Origin of the sequence: Sporosarcina sp. ANT_H38, assembly GCF_008369195.1 — a bacterium.
Classification (GTDB): Bacteria; Bacillota; Bacilli; order Bacillales_A; family Planococcaceae; genus Sporosarcina.
Genome location: NZ_VOBC01000004.1, coordinates 53662 through 70535, shown reverse-complemented (window position 1 = coordinate 70535; position 16874 = coordinate 53662). Strand labels below are relative to the sequence as shown.

Below are 16874 nucleotides of genomic sequence, written 5' to 3'. Positions count from 1 at the left end.
CGTGGGCGTTCGTGAAATCATGGCGAAAGCGACCGCTGCTGTTGAGTTTATGTATGACAAGACTGCTGAGATTAAGCGTTATGTGGAGTACGAGAAGCCTAGCGGTGCAGACGGCATGAGATGGGAAGCAGTTCATTTGGATGTTCCTTGTCGGTTATCTTCAATCAAACTGGACAATACCGTACAGGGTGACGCTAATGCCATCCGGTATGATATTAAATTGATTCTTTCAAGCGATTTCAAGGTGCTCCCAGGTGACGAAGTATACGTTAGCAGTTTAGTCGGGGTAGCAACCGATACAGTTAAATATGAATCGGCAAAAGAGCCGTTCGTGTACGTTTCTCATCAAGAAGTATTGCTCATCCGAAAAGGACATGCATAATGGGTTTCGAATTTGGTGAAATCAGACTGATGCAGCGACAACTCGTCGAGCTAAACCGTACATTGGACGACATCCATATGAGAGTGGCAAAGCGTGTTGCTCAATTAGCTATCCGGAAAGTAAAGAAAATGACGCCAGTTGATTCCGGTGATCTACGACAAAATTGGAAGTATGATGTCGTGAAAAAAGGTAATACGTACCACATCCAAATATATAACCATCTTGAATATGCCGGATTCGTTGAATGGGGTCACCGGATTGTTGTAGCGGGTCAAACTGTCGGCTGGGTTGAAGGTCGCTTCATGTTAAAGCTCACATTGGCTGAAATGAAACGTATCGCGCCAAATATGTGGAAAAAAGATGTCGACAAGGAAGTGAGGAGAGTTTTTGGTAACTAACTTAAAGTCTCTTATTATCCTGCAAATCAAGAAAGTCTTCGGACCATTAAAAGTATATGACGAACCGATAAAGCAGGGGCTTAAAACTCCTGCTTTTCAATTGCTTATTTTAGATACAGTGCAGGAAAGAAAACTTAATAGGAATGCACTTAGAACGTATCAAATCAACGTTAACTATTTCCCTGGGACAGCGGATAAGCGTGGAGAGTGCGATGCGACACTTGAAACGTTTCTTGATGAGTTTAGGTATATCGCAGACAAACATCACGTCCATAACATCCAGGGTGAGTTTGTAGACGAGGTGCTTGTCATTACTTCTGAAATTAAAATCCGTGTTGAAGAAATTTCGGATGAAATATTGATGCAAACTTTGAAATTCGGAGGTGTTACGAGTGAGTAAAGAAAAAGAAGTAAAACTGCCTCAACAATACAGTAAAATCGCATTCTTAGAAGCTGCAGTAGACGGCAACGAGAGTGTTCTTCTTCGGGTTGTTCTTGAAGACGGCAAAACCTATACAAAAGACGAAGTGGCGGAACTAGTCGCAGCTTGGAAGACAAAGGAGGTTAAAACATAATGACAGGCGGAAATTGGGAAAACCAAAACAAAGTACGTCCAGGTGCGTATATCAATTTTGAATCAAATGATCTTGTTGCGACCGGGCTTGATTCAGTAGGTGCGGTCGTTATTCCTCTTAAGCTCGACTGGGGTGAAACGGGAGCTTTCATCCCTGTTTCACCAAACACGAAGTTTAAAGAGCTATTCGGTAAAGTATTAGGCGACTTAGTGCCGATTCATGAAGCTTTCAAGGGCACTGGTCGTGTAATCGTCTATAACCTTTCAGGGTCTACGGGAGTTAAGGCGAAGAACTCAACCGGAACACTTATAGCTACTGCAAAGTATGCAGGAACGGATGGCAACAAAATCAGCGTCACCGTCACTAAAGGTCTAAAGTCTACTTTTACAATACGAACGTTCTACGAAGGTGCGGTTGTTGACTCGCAAATCGTTTCCACGCTTGCAGAACTTCAGCCAAATAGTTTTGTGACGTTTAGCGGCACTTTGCCTATAGCTGATGCGACGCTGACACTTTCGGGTGGGACAACAGTGCCGGCGACGAATGAATCTTATGCGAACCTTGCTGCAGGTCTCGATACACAAATCTTTAAAGTTTTGGCTGTCGGCACCAGTGACGAAACGGTAAAACTCTTACTCTCGTTGAAAGTGAAACAGTGGCGCGCCGATGAAGGGAAAAACGTGACACTCGTTACGAACGATTATAAAGCTGCAGATCACGAGGGTATCGTCTCAGTACTTAATGGTGTGACATTAACGGGCGGAGAAGTAATATCCGCTGCGGAATCGGTTTATTGGTACGGTGCAGCTTACGCTAATTCCGTAACTAACTCATTAACTTACGCAGAATACCCTGGTGCAATTGATGTAGAGCGGAAAACGCATGCTGAAATTGTTAAAGCATTGCAAGATGGCCACATCGTTTATACGTACAACGCGGGGGCTGACGGTGTTGACAGAATCGTCGTCGAACAGGATATTAATACGTTCCGATCATTTACACCTGTGAAAAATCAAGATTTCCGTAAGAACAAAATCGTCCGTCAAATGGATATTGTTTCGAACAACGTCCAGCATATTTGGTCGCGCTTCTTCATTGGAAAAGTAAATAATAATGAAGATGGACGGAACCTGTTCAAAGGACAAGTTATGACGGTCATTCTAGATCCTCTCGTCCGTCGCGGAGCAATTGAACCTTACGACCCGAAAGATATTGTCTTTATGCAAGGAGCAGAGAAGGATGCTGTTCTTGCGAATATGGGTCTAACATTCGTCGATGCAATGGAAAAACTCTACATGACTGTTGAATGTAAATAATGGAGGTGCGATAGATGAATATCATGCAGAGTCAAGATGCAATCAGTGCTAAAGAGGGCCTTGTATACGTCACGATTGACGGGCAAGTCCTTGAGTACGCGGAACTCATTAAAATCAAGGCGGAAATCAAATATCTAAAAGCGGACGTGAAATCTGTCGGGAGACGGATGAAGGGTAGCAAGATTGTTGGGGCAGAAGGTACCGGCTCTATGACTGTTCATTATCATCGTCCAGAGAATCGCGCTATGGCACTTGAATATGTAAAGACAGGCAAATCACCGATTATGGATATACAAGCGATTAATGCAGACATTACGAGCCGCGCAGGGAAGCAAACGGCTCTATTAAAAAACGTTGTCCCTGATGGCGCAGTGATTGTTGAAATTGATGGAGATTCAGATGATTTACTTACAGATGAAATTGAGTTCACGTTTGACGACTTCGATTTCCTTTCTGCTTTCAATGCGATTAACTAAATTAAATTTCACTAGGAGGAAAACAATATTATGAGTAAATTAAAATCTTTTTTAAAAGGTAATGTAAAGCAAATTGAAAATGCCTCTTTGAAGCTTGAACGCTTCGATGAGGCTATTATTTTGCGCTCACTGGAATCTAGAGAGGGCGATGTTATCAGCGATCAAAGTTTTAAAAATAAACCAGGTAAAAAAGGTAAGCAGGAGCGTGTATTCGACGCCATTAAATACAATCGCGATATTTGTGTTGCATCTATTGTGCATCCGGATCTTGGTGATGTAGAACTACAAGAATCGTATGGTGTTCGAGGCGCTGACAATCTCTATTCTGTGATGTTTTCGCTCGGAGAAGCTAATCATATTCTTGAAAAAGTTACTGAACTGAGTGGTCTTGACGAAGATATCAATGACCACATTGACGAAGTAAAAAACTAATTGAAGGGGGGGAAGATGGCGAGGTGGATGCTGATGCAGTCTACTACCATTTTTCTCTCCATAATTTTTATTGGACGCCCGAAACGTGGCTATCGCTCGAAGGAAGAGAAAAAGCGCTTGTCATAGCCAGTATCAAGGTTGAGATGGCAAGGCGGAAAAAAGAACAGGATAAAATCAAGAAATAGAGGCATCACAGAAAGAGTGGTGAAGTTTATGGCGGCACAAACATCCTTAACGTTGGTGGATCGTATGTCCGGACCTCTTATGAAAATGATGAAGGCGATGGACAACACAATCCGCGTCATGGAACGGATGGATAGCGCGGCGAGTAATGTTGATACGAGGGGGTTGCAACGGGCAAGACGCGACATTCAATCAGCTACGGCAGATATGGAACGTTTAAGATCCTCGAGCAATACAACCGACCGTTTAAGTGACGGATTTAGGCGAATGCAAGGCCCCGTCAATAGTGCAGGAAGCGCAGTAAGAAACTTCTTTGCAAGCTTTGCCGGGGCCGCAGCAGCGTATCTTTCGATACAAGGATTAACAAATGCATTTGAAAAGTTCGTGGAGGCAGCCGATACGTATACATCAACAACGGCTCGTTTAGCGAATATTAATGACGGTTTACAAACCCAAGCAGAGTTGCAAGATAAAATTTATTATGCGGCTCAACGAAGCCTCACGCCTTACAACAATATGGCCAACAGCGTCGCGAAGTTAAACCTTCTGGCGGCTGAAGCCTTTTCGAGCAACGACGAAGCAATCAGATTTAGTGAATTGATGAGTAAATCGTTTGCGATATCTGGCGCAAGCACACAAGAAAAACAAGCAGGTACTTACCAACTTACGCAAGCAATGGCATCCGGGAAGTTGCAAGGAGACGAATTCCGGTCTATAACAGAAAATGCACCTATGTTAGCGAAAGCAATTTCCGAATCTATGGGCGTTTCTATGGGGGCTCTTAAGAAGTTGTCATCCGAAGGGGTAATAACTGCAGATATCATTAAAGGGGCGCTATTCGGCGCTGCGGAAGATATTGAGAGTAAGTTCGACAGTATGCCATTAACATTCGCTGACGCCATGGTTAAAATGAAGAACTGGAGCGGAACAGCATTCGAACCATTATTTATTCGATTCAACCAGTTCGTAAATTCGGACGCTTTTGGCGTACTGGCAGGACATGCAACGGTGTTCGTTAACGTCATTGTTGCAGGTATGACCTTCATGTTCAATGTTATAGAAAAAGTGTATACGGAAATTGGAGCTATCGGCAATTTGATTTCAGATAGCTGGTCTATTGTTGGACCAATTTTAGTTGCTATGGGTACAGCACTAGCAGTGATTACTTTATTACTAATTGCGAAATATACGTGGCTCGGACTGGTCCGGACAGCCACTTTAGCTTGGGCGGCGGCTCAATGGGTCGTAAACGCTGCTTATTTAGCAAACCCTATCGTTTTGGCGTTAGTGGTTATTGTTGCAATCATTGCATTAATCATCTTCTCTATGATCACTTGGGCCGACAGAGCAGCTGAAGTATTCGGGGCAATCGTAGGCGGTATTTTTTGGCTAGGTGCAGCGTTTAGTAACGTGCTCTATTTTATAGCAAATGTAGTTACAACCGTAGCGGAATGGTTTGTGAATACCTGGAATCAATCGCTATTCCTAGTTCAATTGGGTTTAATAGGCCTTAACTTAGGGGCTCGTATAGTCTTTGAAGCCATCGGTAATGCGGCACTAAAAACCGCGGAGTACTTCATGAATACCTGGAATGATGGGGTATTCGGCGTACAGACCGCTTTTCATGTAATGGCTTCATTCGTTTTGACTATCATGAATGGTGTTGCAAGTGGTGTTGTCGGAACTGTAAACACCGCTTTAGGGTCCATTTCAGACCTCATTAACGGGGCAGTTTCAGGCATTAACTCATTCATCGGATTATTAAACGGTGTGCTTGACACGAATCTTAGCACTGTCGGCACAGTGGATTTAAGGATGAGTAATGGGGCGTCGAAAATTTTTGATAATATGCAATCTAAACTATCGGCACCAGTGAGAGCAGAGAAAGCTAGTCTAGGTAGTATGAATACGGCAGGAGATTATGCTAAAAACATAGAAATGCCCTCAGCTCCTGTCAAAAAAACATTTGATCGGATGGAGTACACGAGTACTAGCGATGCATTCGACCGAGGGAACGCTGCAGGTTCAGCATTATCCAAAAAAGCAAGTGACGGATTGACGAAGGTTTACGACAAAGTCGCTGGTGTTTTCAAAGGACCGGAAGCCGGGAAAAAGAATCCTTTCGGTGCCGAGGGGATAGCTGACATGCTTGCGGATTTAGCCAAAAGTCCAGGGGCGACCAATCCATTAAACGATTCAAAGAAGAACCCCACAGGCGGTAAACTTGATAAAGTCGGTCAAATTGAAAAAGACATTAATATTGCGGACGAAGATTTGAAGATGCTACGAGATCTGGCAGAGTTTAAATCTATCCAAAACATCATCACGCTCACGCCTCAAATTCAATTTGGGGATACTACCGTAAAAGAAGAAGCGGATATCGATAAAATTGTAAAGAAAATCACGAAAGCATTCGAAGAAGATATGTCCCGAAGTGCAGAAGGGGTGTATACGTGATGCACGGAATCTATTTCAGCGTGAAGAACGATTCAGAGGGTTTTCGTCTTTCGGTGAACCCCGAAAAAGTCGAGGTGGTCAATAAGGGGAATGGCGAGGTATACGACATTGCTAAACTCGGCAATGTGAACATTCCGAAAAGCGTTGAGTTGAAAGAGTTTTCGGTTGAATCTTTCTTTCCGGCTCAGGACTACCACTTCCTTGTCGCTGAATTTCTTGAGCCAGCGTACTACATTGAAAAATACGAGAAGTGGCAAGAAGAGAAGCTACCCGTCCGTTACATATATGTGAACGGGTCTTTTGCGATAAACGAAATCGTTACAATTGAAAACTTCACTTTCGACGAATCATTTGGAACCTCGGACGTTAACTTCTCTTTGTCACTGAAAAAGTACGTGCCGTTTGGACCTAAGAAAATGATCGTCGTGAAAAAGCCAAAGCCAAAACCTGTCGCTAAAGCCGAGACGAAACCGTTAGCAAAAGCGAAATCTACAGTCCTAAAGAAGGCGACACCACCACGGCAGAATGCAAAACAGACTCCTCAAACTTATTCACTCATCAAAGGTGACAGCCTATGGAAAGTGGCGCAGAAGTATCTTGGTAACGGTAACCGATACGGCGAAATAGCGAAGTTGAACGGAATAAAAGCAAGTGATTATAAAAAGCTACCAATCGGTTTAAAAGTAAAGCTCCCACCGAAATGAGGAGTGTTGCATGGAAGTATTAATTGATAATAAAGACGGAAACGTTTGGGATATGCCTGTTTCATCAATTGGGTGGAAAACGGAGCGTATTGGAAAAGCGGGTACTCTCGATGCGAAACTTGTCATCGAGGATCCGCTAAAGTATCCAATTAATAACGGTTCTATTATCCGTGTGATGGACGGAAAGCATAAGGTTTTCTACGGATATGTTTTTGATAGCGGATATACACGTAATGGTGAAGTGTCCGTCAAAGCCTTTGACCAATTGCGGTACATGATGTCAAATGATACCTTCGTTTTCAAGACAACGACTGCAACTGCTGCCATCAAGAAGATTGTGACTGATTTAGGGTTGAAGGTCGGCACATTTGAGGATACAGGTTATACGGTACCTGGTATCGTTGAGGATGACAAGAAAGCGCTTGACGTAGCTTTGAAGTTTCTCGATTCCACATTGATTGCGACGAATCGAAACTTTGTTTTGTTTGATGATTTTGGTTCGATAACGCTAAAAAATATTAAGAATATGATGATTAAAGCAGATGACTTCTACATTGGAGAAGACAGTCTGCTTTTTGATTTTGATTACAATAAATCAATAGATAAAGAAACTTATAACCGAATTAAATTGGTCCATGATGATGAGAAAAAGAGCAAACGCGAAGTGTATATTTTCCAGGACAGTGTAAGCATTGCTAAGTTTGGCCGTTTGCAGGAATTCCGTAAAGTTGACGAGAACATGAAGCCTGCTCAAATTAAAGAACTCGCCGAAAGGTTGCTTAAACTTCGCAATCGAGAAACGAAAACACTTGATCTAGACTGTTTAGGTGATTGGCGAGTACGTGCTGGGAGTTTCGTGTATGTCTATATTGAAAAGATTGGCGTTGCAGAATACTTCCTTGTGGACGATTGCTCCCATAAATGGGTAGGTGGTATTCACGTAATGTCGCTGAAAGTGAAGGTGATTTAAGTGAGCCTATTAGACTTGATAAAAAGAACAGCAATTGAAGCCTTCAATTCCACGAATCCAGTTAACTTGATTTTTGGGGTCGTTACAAAGGCTGAACCGCTTGAAATAGAAATTCATTCGAAACTTACTTTAACTAGAGAGTTTCTTTTGATAGCTGAACATCTTACTCGTCATGATCGAATCGTAACCATTCGATATGAGTTCCCTAAAACTTGGGACAAGGATGCTGACATCGGGGATGAGGTTAAAAGTGCGGCATCATCTAGAAATTACATCGGATCACCGCCTGCCATTCCGTACGGAAAATATGAATTGTCGAATACGAAAATGACGTTTGAAAATGTGTTAAAAAAGGGAGATAAGGTGTCACTTGTTCGAATGCAGGGCGGCCATAAATTCTTTGTTATGGATAGGGTGGTGGAAGCTTAATGGTTCTACCAATTGGGGAAATAACTGTTTCGGAAGATATGGAGGTCATTGATACCGCTCAACTACCTACCCGCACGTATCAATTAGACTTTAAACGCGGACGATGCACAGGGATGATTGATGGGCTGAAAGCGATGGAGCAAGCTGCTTACAAAGTGTTGGACACGGTCCGCTTTAGTCACATGATCTATTCGGAGGGGTACGGATTCGAGAATATGATTGGCCATGATCAAATTTTCGTCCGTGGGGAGCTCCCGAGACGGATAAAAGAGGCATTGTTGCAAGATGAACGCTTTACAGCCGTTAATAATTTTCGTTTAGAATTCGAAAAAGACAATACCTATGTATCGTTTTCATGCCCTACGCTATACGGTGACGTGGTTGTTTTGAGGGAGGTGATTGATTATGTTCGAACATAAAACAGTTGCTCATATTCGTGACCAAGCACTTGATGAAGTTGCAAACGACGTTGATAAACGTGAAGGTGCCATCATCTTTGATTCGACAGCAGCTGTCGCCGTTCCAATGTCTGAAATGTATTCGAACATTGACCTGGTAATGCAGCTAACTTTTGCTGATTCATCTGATGGCGAATACCTTGAGAGACGTATCGCAGAGCACGGAGTTTATAAGAAACAAGCGTCAAGAGCCGTGCGGAAAGGTGTTTTTATAGGAACGGATGAACGTCCGTTTAACGTACCTATCGGTTCACGTTTCGGTTTGAATAATCTTACTTATGTTGTGATTGAAAAAATCGTAGACGGCGAGTATCGGTTACGTTCTGAAGACTTTGGTGTTATCGGGAATCAAGATTACGGAGAACTATTACCGACTGAACCTCTTAATGACTTAGGCAGTGCAGCATTAACTGATGTACTCGTGCCTGGTGAAATTGAGGAAACGGATGAGTCGCTTTATGCGAAATACCTAGACCACATCAACGAACCTGCTTTCGGCGGGAATCGTGCTGATTACAAAAGAAAAATCATGGATATCCAAGGTGTTGGAGGCGTTCAATTATTCCGTGCACCTTTTGGGGGTGGAAGTGTCCGAGCTGTCATTATCGATTCTACATTCAACGTACCGAGCCCCGAAACAGTTGCATTCGTGCAAAATAAAATAGATCCTCTTGAAGGTCAAGGCGACGGACTCGGTACAGCACCCATAGGTCATATCGTGACGATTGAGGCGGTTGAAAAATTAGTGGTTGATATAGTTGCCACTCTTTCGTTAGTTGGTGTCACGTTGGGGCAAATTGAACCGTTAGTCATTGAAATCATAGACGAATACCTCGCGGAAGTTCGAAGTGAATGGAATAAAGGTTTTCCACTCATTTTGCGAATTAGTCATTTAGAATCTCGAATCTTGTCACTAGAGGGTGTACAGGACATCTTAGGAACAACTTTTAACGGGTTGGCTACGAATATTACGCTACCGCATGAAATCCCTACCAAGGGGAGTGTGGTATTGAATGAATAGGGTGATGGAGGAACTTCCTGCTTACTACCGAGACATAATGGAATTTCAAGAACTGACTAAAGTCCAGTCAAGGCAATTGAACCTTATCGATGAAGCGATACAGCAATTTGAGGACGATCAGTACATCCTGACGTCCAGCGAACCTGCAATTTATCGAAGAGAAAATGAGTTTAATATCTTGCCTGACAGAAAGACAGAAACGCTTGATTTCCGAAAGCGCCGGTTACTTGCTCGAAAGCAAGAAAACTCTCCGTATACATTCGAATATTTAAAACAACTTTTAGATAGTTTGATTGGAGAAAAAAGACACATCTTGGATTTGGATGTATTGTTGCTCGAACTCGAAGTACTGGTTAACGTGGAAAGTAGTTTGTTTTATAATGAGGTCAAAAAAATGTTGGAACGAATTATTCCATTAAATATTGATATATCGACCGCGATTTTGTTGGCGAGTGAATATTTAGTCTTTTATTCGCGAGTGTATCATTTTGATGTCCCATACAAAATCTGCAATACATTCCACACAGCAGAAATCGAAGGCGGCATTGCGCGTATACCAATAACAATACAGGATAAAACCTATGCCTTTGATGTCCTTTATCCAATCTGCAACACATTTGTCACTGCAGCAATTGCGGTTGAAAATGAAGAAATCAACGTCACACTAGCTAGCGAATATCGCAACAATGACATTTTATATAAACGTGCAGGAACGATTTATGCAGGAGAGGGGGATATCTGATGAGCGTTGTACAGCAGGTTTTAGTTGACCGCTTAATCAATTATTTAGACGAATTGGTCCATCGTGGAAAAGTTAAGTTTAACGGCCAATATGTCAATTACGATATTTTCAAAACCGTCAAAGAAGGTAAAGTATTACGGAAATACATCTACCTCGAAACGGAAACAGGTTACGTTGAAGAAGCGCAGCTATTATCTTCGGCAAATGAAATATTGGCAATCAAGCCGTTTAGTATCGAGAAGAAAGATGATGGCTTAGTCCTCGCATTTGAATTCACTATCACGGTACAGGAGGGTTAAATATGACGTATGAAGTGACCACCTGGAAAAACACTGTATACGATGACGAAGGGAACGAATTACAAAAGGGAACGCCTTATTCCGCTGAAAACATGAACAAAATAGAGCAGGAACTTTTAACTTTGGATACTGTTATGCACGATCACCCGAACAAGAAAGTATTGAACACTGTCACACAAGAACTGTTAGACGACATCCACGAACACCAAAACATGCCGGTGCTAAAGCATATAACGCAGACTGTCATAGATGACACGCACAAGCATGCGAACAAGACGGTATTGGACAAGGTAACCCAAAAGCATTTGGACGACATAGCGGCCCACGGTGTAACCTTGACGGACCACGAACGAAGGTTAGTCAACATTGTTGAGAGCGTTACGAATTTAAAGATAAAAGTCGTTCAGACGATTGCCGAAAGAAACGCCCTTGTAAACAAGGATTCCATTATCGTACACGTTGTAAATGCTACCGCAGACACCACTGTTATTAGTGGGTGGGCGCAATATATTTACCAATCCGCAGCATGGATAAAGATTGCAGAGAACGAGAGCATCGACGTGCTATTATCCTGGGCGGCATTGACCGGAAAACCTACACTATTCCCGCCGGCAGCCCATGAACATCCAATAACGCAGATAACAGGGTTACAGGCGGCGCTAGATGCGAAGGAAACGCCCGCCGGTGCTACCGCTAAAGCGGAGGCGGCTAAGGTCAGCGCCCAGGCGTATGCATTAGCGATGACAGGCCTTAGAATTCTCGATAACCGCGCAGTTGTTCCTAGTCCCGTTGATTACGCGAGTTACCGAACAACCCAAGAGTTCAAAAATTCAACCGCAGTAGGACTTGCGGGCAAAGCGGGTACTTTTGTACATGTTTTCACTGAACGGGCATGGAATGACCAATCGGGCGGTTATGTAAGACAGCTTGCCTATGATGGTTATTCCACAAAAATGTGGACGCGTTATGGGAATCAGTTAACTAACATTTGGAGCGAATGGGACGAACTAGAGACAACCGTGGGTTCCCAGGCGAAAGTTACCGCCCATGCAAACGACAATGTAAAACACATTTCACCCGATGAGCGTACAAAAATAACAGAGGCGCACGATGCTAAACACGCCCATGCAAACAAATTAATCCTAGATTTAATTACCCAAGCTATCATTGATAACAGCCATAACCATGCGAACAAGACAGTATTGGACGCATTGACACAGGCACACCTCACGAATACCCATACACATAGCAATGCGACAGTATTGGCCAGTATTACACAAGCGCTATTGAATCAGATTCACACCCATACAAATAAGGCGTTACTGGACAAAATTACTTATTCCGGGGCCAAACCGGCCATTGACTTAATCCTATTGGAAGAGTTGGCCATCCATACACATGAATACGCCTCTTTACTCAACAAACCGATCATACCGACCCAAACAAGTCAATTGACCAATAACAGCCAATTCCCGGCATCCAACGCGGCACGAATAACCGTATCAGCAACCGCGCCCGTAAATCCGCAGCCCAATGATATTTGGATTGTGATTTAAATGGCTCATATTAAACTAGCAAACGGGCAAGCGGTGAAAGAGTTAAAGATTTGGGACGGGTTGCAATGGGCGACTAAGACGGGCCGCATATTTAACAAGGATAGATGGACCGATTTCATCCGGCCAGGTCTGTCATTCAAGGATGACCTTGCAACCATGACGGGCATGAGCCGTTATAATGCGGCCGCAACCGTGGCGAAAAAGGTTTTATATGCAGATGAATTTGACACCTTGCCATATAACGTGTCAAGTACAACCGTTAACAGCGTTGCCAATGGTGTTATTAACGTCACATCTATTAATACCGATCCAATGATAATTATGGAGAAAATAGGTTCATTCGATCCTAATGTTGCGCGCTTTATAGAGTTTCGGTATCGAATATTGAACGGGATATCAACGGCGTGGGAAATATACTTTACAAACGATTTACACACTAGCGCACATGTGGCGCACCAGATGCGCGGGGCGTCACTTATTGCGGATGGTCAATGGCACACCGCACTTTTAGACGCCTGGACGCATAGCGCGTGGAAAACAAACGGCGACATTCGAGGTTTCCGTTTTGATTGGGCAACAACCGCGGGTGTGAATATGGAAATTGATTCCGTAAAACTAACTAATTATAGTGATATTGTTATACCCGTCAGCACGTCAACCGGCTTTTATGTCGGGCAGGAAGTGACGATAACGGACGGTGTAAGCAATGAAAATGTAAAAATAACAGCCGTGGGAGTAGGATCGTTGACAATCACGCCCACAGCCCTTCCGTACAAGATAAACGCACTTGTAGCGCGGACGACATCGGAGGTAAAAGCCGGGGAGTTAGGATTCAGTAGTCTGTCAAGATTGACAGTTTATGAGGGGCGTAACTTGTTGGTTAATACCAATTACCATCATAAACCGGAAGAGTGGAACTGGTGTGTAGCGACTATTATTAATGGCAATCCAAAAAGCGTCAAAGTTGATAGGGTTAACGTCAATTATGGTGTTGTAACCGACTATTTAACGTTTTTAGAAGAGGGACAAATTTATACGCTATCGTTTGAAATGAAAACAGCAGATATGTATTCCCTTAATTACAACTATGTCATGGATAAAAACGAGGGTAACTATTCTATTAACAGCATTTCTATAAAAACCGATAATCAATGGAATTTTTACCAAATGGTGTTCAGAGCCAAAGCCAGGACGAACGCGGCTGTAATGATAGGAGCAAACAATAATGGGACTAGTTTTGAATTGCGTAAATTAAAACTAGAACTAGGAACCGCAGCAACCCCGTGGACACCGGCGCCGGAAGACTTACTATAAAAAGGGAGTGAGAGAGTGCAACAGAATCCATATTTAAAACTCTTATGGCACGATCATATTGTGGATACAGAGAGCGGAGTTGTTATCCAGGAAGGAACACGCTTTACCGCATCCAGGATAAACAACATCGAAAATGGCGTGTTTGACGCCTACGAACTATTGATGAAAGCCTATGCGGAAAGACAACGGATGCAAATTGAAATCGAAATGTTGGGCCGAGTTAAAGAAAATAACGGGACATTTTTTGACACGTTAGACGGACAACCGCCGAAACAATTAACTCGATTAATGAGTGCGGCAGTGTCACAGGTTGCCCTGGTGGTAGGTGCAACGACAGTCAAATTGGATGCTATACCTTTTAAAGCGGGTGAATACGTCACGATATACGATGATGAGCAGCAGGAAACGGTCAAAATTGCGACAGTTACAGCCACAGGAATAACAGTCCCGGCACTTACAAAAGTGTATAAAAAAGGCGCCAGGGTAGCACGGACGAACGCGGCATTTGACGCGATAAGACAACAAATTATTTACGGACATTGGGGAACGCTCAAAGTGTCTGTAATGGAGGTGGTGTAAGGTGGCTAATTATTATTTCGACAAGTATATGGCGGTAGAAACTTATGGATTAACCTTAGAAAGTTCTCAATACGAACAACCAAGTGGCGGGAAAATTAACGGCCACACCGGGTATTCTATAAACGAGTATGGTAATCCGGTAGGTAACGGGATATATAAAACAATTTACCCTGGTTATAGCGGGGAAACCGTTTATAATACTTATTCCAACAAACTATACAAATACACAAACGGAGTACCAGACCAAGTACGATTCGAGTTATATATATATACTATGGCTTTTACCGGTTATAAAATCGGTTCATTAGTTCAATCAAATGTTATAGCCGAAGCCAACGCTTATCCGGCGAATGATAGGCATAGTGATGGATATTGGTATATCCGAAGAAATATTGTTAACACAGCCCCAACAATGCCTGGCGCATTCACACAACCAACAGGCACGTTAGAAATTGGTGATAGCAAGGCCGTTACCTGGGGATCATCGGGCGATGCAGAAAGCAACCTATCAAAGTATGTTTTGGAGGCATCGATAAACGGCGGCGGGTGGACCGTTATCGCACAACCAACGTCACCAACGTTCACTTATGCCGTACCAACAGCAACGTCCGTAAAGTTCCGAGTTAAGGCCGTTGATTCTAACGGTTTGGAATCAGCTTATAGAGATAGCGCATTATTGACCGTTGCGAAACCTATGTATTATTGGAGTAAATACAACGTAAAGAAACCCTATATCATTTCGGAAACACCAAAATCCGATGCGTGGTTTGGGAGTAATACCATAGGTTATTCAGGTATGTTTTTCGATACTACTACAGGGTTCTTTACAGTAAGTGGATACGGTTCACATCCGTGGACGACGGTGGTTTACGTTCCGTCTGGTGGAGTTAACAATGTGAGCGCGGACAAGTTAGTGGCGATGGATGCCAATGGCATGCGAAAGATGACGACCTTAACGGGTGTCATCGGTCCCGACGCACAAGGAACATTAGTCCAATCCAACATTACAGCGACAGAGGGCGCGTACCCGACCAACGGCAAGCACACAGACGGTTTTTGGTACGTCCGAGGCAGTCGAGTATCACAAAGTATCGCACCGCCAGGAGGATTCACAACGCCCGCACCTAACACAACATTGTTACCTAAACAAGCGTTAACCCTTGCTTTTGTAGCATCCACAGCGCCTAGTATAAGCGTTTACGAAGTTGAGCACCGATACAATGGAGGCGCATGGGCAATTGTAGGTACGCACTCAAACGCACTTACAAGGCCATTCACAGTAACGATAGATAAAGCTTTGCAAAACGTTGAATTCAGAGTCAGAGCAAAAAATACAAGCAATGTGTATTCCGATTATGTTTATTCCGAGGCGTTCACGATACAGCACAATGCGGCGCCGACAATGACGTTAAGCACCACAGATAGCCGTACATTGTACGAAAATGATACTTATGGCATTATCGGCACAGCCACAGACACGGATAGTGGTAATGTCGTTACTGTCATGTATCAAATAGATGGAGGCGAAAAGCGGGCGATTTTAACGCACATTTCAACAGGTGCGGCAATACCGTTCAACCTAACGCTCATATTTAAAGGTGGGATGCTGTACAACGGAGCCGAGGCCGTAACGCCGGTACTTGTCGAGGGCGGACAGCACACGTTAAGAGTTTGGGCGGAGGATAACCAGGGCGGAGCACCGGCAGAGCAAACCCGTGTATTCTACGTTGTTCCGAATCGTCCGGCATCGTTGACGATCAATACATTCCCGTCCGCTACCGATTTAATCAATACCGACATTATCACGATTGGCGGTAGTGTAGCAGATCCGGATAACGGAGAGATTACGGTTAAGTACAAAATAGCAAACGGATCATATACAAACGTTTACACAGGCACAGGCGGGCCATTCACGTTCCAATTGTCGTTATCGGCACTAGCACCGGGCGCTAATACAATTACGATACAGGCCACGGACGCATATGGAGCAGTAACGAGTAAAACGTTGCAAATTAAGAAGGAAGACAATGTGCAACCGTTAAAAACGGCAGTTGTGCGGTATAAGTTAACACCTCCTAACGGTACGGCGAAAGGAGCGTTAGTATGGGTTGAGCGCGAAGTAGGCGACTTAGTAGTTAGTGCGGAAATTTCAATGGGCGCAAGTGGCTCAGCAGAGAATTTCGTGGCAATGACTAAATCCGCAACGGCGTTCGTTTCAGAGGGTATTGAGGAAGATGAATTTATATTCGATGCAGGAACACCAAAGGAAAACATCATACTAAAATTGACGATGACACGAACGAGTACGACGAGCGACAAAGGTATAACATTAATTTCGGGGGTGTTGAGCTGATGGGCGGATTAGTAAGGCGTAAACGTCTGCAAGACGGTACTTTCGGTGATTTTGAGAAGGTATTTGATGGGGAATCGTCGGAAGAGATGGTTGAGCGGCTGGAAAACGAAAGTATTCTCCTTATGGAGGCTAACCTAGAACTTTACATGGAGAATTTAGCCATCAGGTCAGAGGATTTGACCAATAAAGAAGCAATTCTTGAACTCTATATGATGATTGGGGGAATGTGA

The 16874-nt window shown here is 43.5% G+C and carries 21 protein-coding genes; all 21 read left to right on the top strand.

All coding sequences use genetic code 11. The features are described from left to right. Window position 1 precedes the first annotated feature (1 nt). Genes FQ087_RS18315 through FQ087_RS18220 form a run of 21 tightly spaced genes read left to right on the top strand, consistent with a single transcriptional unit; the run spans window position 2 to window position 16874 of the window. Window positions 2-382 carry a hypothetical protein gene (locus FQ087_RS18315; RefSeq protein ID WP_149582055.1) on the top strand — a complete coding sequence of 127 codons (381 nt, stop codon included), beginning with the start codon at window positions 2-4 and terminating at the stop codon, window positions 380-382. Further along, window positions 382-780: an HK97 gp10 family phage protein gene (locus tag FQ087_RS18310; protein WP_149582054.1), complete on the top strand. Its 399-nt coding sequence runs from the start codon at window positions 382-384 to the stop codon at window positions 778-780. The genes FQ087_RS18315 and FQ087_RS18310 overlap by 1 nt, the downstream gene beginning before the upstream one ends. After that, window positions 770-1180 carry a phage tail terminator family protein gene (locus FQ087_RS18305; RefSeq protein WP_149582053.1) on the top strand — a complete coding sequence of 137 codons (411 nt, stop codon included), beginning with the start codon at window positions 770-772 and terminating at the stop codon, window positions 1178-1180. Before FQ087_RS18310 ends, FQ087_RS18305 begins: the two co-directional genes overlap by 11 nt. Continuing rightward, window positions 1173-1355, top strand: coding sequence for a hypothetical protein (locus tag FQ087_RS18300; RefSeq protein WP_149582052.1), 183 nt, complete (start codon window positions 1173-1175; stop codon window positions 1353-1355). Before FQ087_RS18305 ends, FQ087_RS18300 begins: the two co-directional genes overlap by 8 nt. Next, complete coding sequence (locus FQ087_RS18295; protein WP_149582051.1) at window positions 1355-2671, top strand: phage tail sheath C-terminal domain-containing protein; 1317 nt, start codon at window positions 1355-1357, stop codon at window positions 2669-2671. The genes FQ087_RS18300 and FQ087_RS18295 overlap by 1 nt, the downstream gene beginning before the upstream one ends. Window positions 2672-2685: 14 nt before the next feature. Then, window positions 2686-3147: a phage tail tube protein gene (locus FQ087_RS18290; protein WP_149582050.1), complete on the top strand. Its 462-nt coding sequence runs from the start codon at window positions 2686-2688 to the stop codon at window positions 3145-3147. Between the two features lie 30 nt (window positions 3148-3177). Continuing rightward, window positions 3178-3579 (top strand): phage tail assembly chaperone, encoded by a 402-nt coding sequence (locus FQ087_RS18285; protein WP_149582049.1) that lies wholly within the window; start codon window positions 3178-3180, stop codon window positions 3577-3579. A 23-nt stretch (window positions 3580-3602) separates the two neighbouring features. Further along, window positions 3603-3764 (top strand): hypothetical protein, encoded by a 162-nt coding sequence (locus tag FQ087_RS22560; RefSeq protein WP_188006812.1) that lies wholly within the window; start codon window positions 3603-3605, stop codon window positions 3762-3764. 28 nt (window positions 3765-3792) lie between these two features. Next, window positions 3793-6219, top strand: coding sequence for a tape measure protein (locus FQ087_RS18280; protein WP_149582048.1), 2427 nt, complete (start codon window positions 3793-3795; stop codon window positions 6217-6219). Further along, entirely contained in the window at window positions 6219-6923 is a 705-nt protein-coding gene (locus tag FQ087_RS18275) for a LysM peptidoglycan-binding domain-containing protein (protein WP_149582047.1), read from the top strand. Before FQ087_RS18280 ends, FQ087_RS18275 begins: the two co-directional genes overlap by 1 nt. A gap of 10 nt (window positions 6924-6933) precedes the next feature. Continuing rightward, window positions 6934-7893: an XkdQ/YqbQ family protein gene (locus FQ087_RS18270; RefSeq protein WP_149582046.1), complete on the top strand. Its 960-nt coding sequence runs from the start codon at window positions 6934-6936 to the stop codon at window positions 7891-7893. Then, window positions 7894-8322, top strand: a complete 429-nt coding sequence (locus FQ087_RS18265) for a DUF2577 domain-containing protein (RefSeq protein ID WP_149582045.1) — start codon at window positions 7894-7896, stop codon at window positions 8320-8322. It begins immediately after the preceding gene. Next, a complete protein-coding gene (locus tag FQ087_RS18260; protein WP_149582044.1) occupies window positions 8322-8741 on the top strand; it encodes a DUF2634 domain-containing protein in 420 nt (139 codons plus the stop codon). Before FQ087_RS18265 ends, FQ087_RS18260 begins: the two co-directional genes overlap by 1 nt. After that, a complete protein-coding gene (locus tag FQ087_RS18255; protein WP_149582043.1) occupies window positions 8728-9801 on the top strand; it encodes a baseplate J/gp47 family protein in 1074 nt (357 codons plus the stop codon). Before FQ087_RS18260 ends, FQ087_RS18255 begins: the two co-directional genes overlap by 14 nt. Continuing rightward, entirely contained in the window at window positions 9794-10543 is a 750-nt protein-coding gene (locus tag FQ087_RS18250; RefSeq protein WP_149582042.1) for a putative phage tail protein, read from the top strand. The genes FQ087_RS18255 and FQ087_RS18250 overlap by 8 nt, the downstream gene beginning before the upstream one ends. Then, window positions 10543-10842: a hypothetical protein gene (locus FQ087_RS18245; protein ID WP_149582041.1), complete on the top strand. Its 300-nt coding sequence runs from the start codon at window positions 10543-10545 to the stop codon at window positions 10840-10842. The genes FQ087_RS18250 and FQ087_RS18245 overlap by 1 nt, the downstream gene beginning before the upstream one ends. A gap of 2 nt (window positions 10843-10844) precedes the next feature. Next, a complete protein-coding gene (locus tag FQ087_RS18240) occupies window positions 10845-12398 on the top strand; it encodes a hypothetical protein (protein ID WP_149582040.1) in 1554 nt (517 codons plus the stop codon). Window positions 12399-12458: 60 nt separating this feature from the next. After that, window positions 12459-13712, top strand: a complete 1254-nt coding sequence (locus FQ087_RS18235; RefSeq protein WP_149582039.1) for a hypothetical protein — start codon at window positions 12459-12461, stop codon at window positions 13710-13712. A 15-nt stretch (window positions 13713-13727) separates the two neighbouring features. After that, the gene (locus FQ087_RS18230) at window positions 13728-14291 is read left to right on the top strand and encodes a hypothetical protein (RefSeq protein WP_149582038.1); all 564 of its coding nucleotides are present in this window, start codon (window positions 13728-13730) and stop codon (window positions 14289-14291) included. A 1-nt stretch (window position 14292) separates the two neighbouring features. After that, on the top strand, window positions 14293-16644 hold the full coding sequence (locus tag FQ087_RS18225) for a hypothetical protein (RefSeq protein ID WP_149582037.1): 2352 nt from the start codon (window positions 14293-14295) through the stop codon (window positions 16642-16644). Beyond that, window positions 16644-16874, top strand: coding sequence for a hypothetical protein (locus FQ087_RS18220; RefSeq protein ID WP_149582036.1), 231 nt, complete (start codon window positions 16644-16646; stop codon window positions 16872-16874). Before FQ087_RS18225 ends, FQ087_RS18220 begins: the two co-directional genes overlap by 1 nt.

Excerpts from the sequence above, each read along its gene's own strand:
- FQ087_RS18280 (WP_149582048.1), top strand. The coding sequence starts at position 3,793 with ATGGCGGCACAAACATCCTTAACGTTGGTGGATCGTATGTCCGGACCT.
- FQ087_RS18310 (WP_149582054.1), top strand. The coding sequence starts at position 382 with ATGGGTTTCGAATTTGGTGAAATCAGACTGATGCAGCGACAACTCGTC.
- FQ087_RS18275 (WP_149582047.1), top strand. The coding sequence starts at position 6,219 with ATGCACGGAATCTATTTCAGCGTGAAGAACGATTCAGAGGGTTTTCGT.
- FQ087_RS18250 (WP_149582042.1), top strand. The coding sequence starts at position 9,794 with ATGAATAGGGTGATGGAGGAACTTCCTGCTTACTACCGAGACATAATG.
- FQ087_RS18220 (WP_149582036.1), top strand. The coding sequence starts at position 16,644 with ATGGGCGGATTAGTAAGGCGTAAACGTCTGCAAGACGGTACTTTCGGT.
- FQ087_RS18260 (WP_149582044.1), top strand. The coding sequence starts at position 8,322 with ATGGTTCTACCAATTGGGGAAATAACTGTTTCGGAAGATATGGAGGTC.
- FQ087_RS18295 (WP_149582051.1), top strand. The coding sequence starts at position 1,355 with ATGACAGGCGGAAATTGGGAAAACCAAAACAAAGTACGTCCAGGTGCG.
- FQ087_RS18245 (WP_149582041.1), top strand. The coding sequence starts at position 10,543 with ATGAGCGTTGTACAGCAGGTTTTAGTTGACCGCTTAATCAATTATTTA.
- FQ087_RS18285 (WP_149582049.1), top strand. The coding sequence starts at position 3,178 with ATGAGTAAATTAAAATCTTTTTTAAAAGGTAATGTAAAGCAAATTGAA.
- FQ087_RS18255 (WP_149582043.1), top strand. The coding sequence starts at position 8,728 with ATGTTCGAACATAAAACAGTTGCTCATATTCGTGACCAAGCACTTGAT.
- FQ087_RS18240 (WP_149582040.1), top strand. The coding sequence starts at position 10,845 with ATGACGTATGAAGTGACCACCTGGAAAAACACTGTATACGATGACGAA.
- FQ087_RS18290 (WP_149582050.1), top strand. The coding sequence starts at position 2,686 with ATGAATATCATGCAGAGTCAAGATGCAATCAGTGCTAAAGAGGGCCTT.
- FQ087_RS18270 (WP_149582046.1), top strand. The coding sequence starts at position 6,934 with ATGGAAGTATTAATTGATAATAAAGACGGAAACGTTTGGGATATGCCT.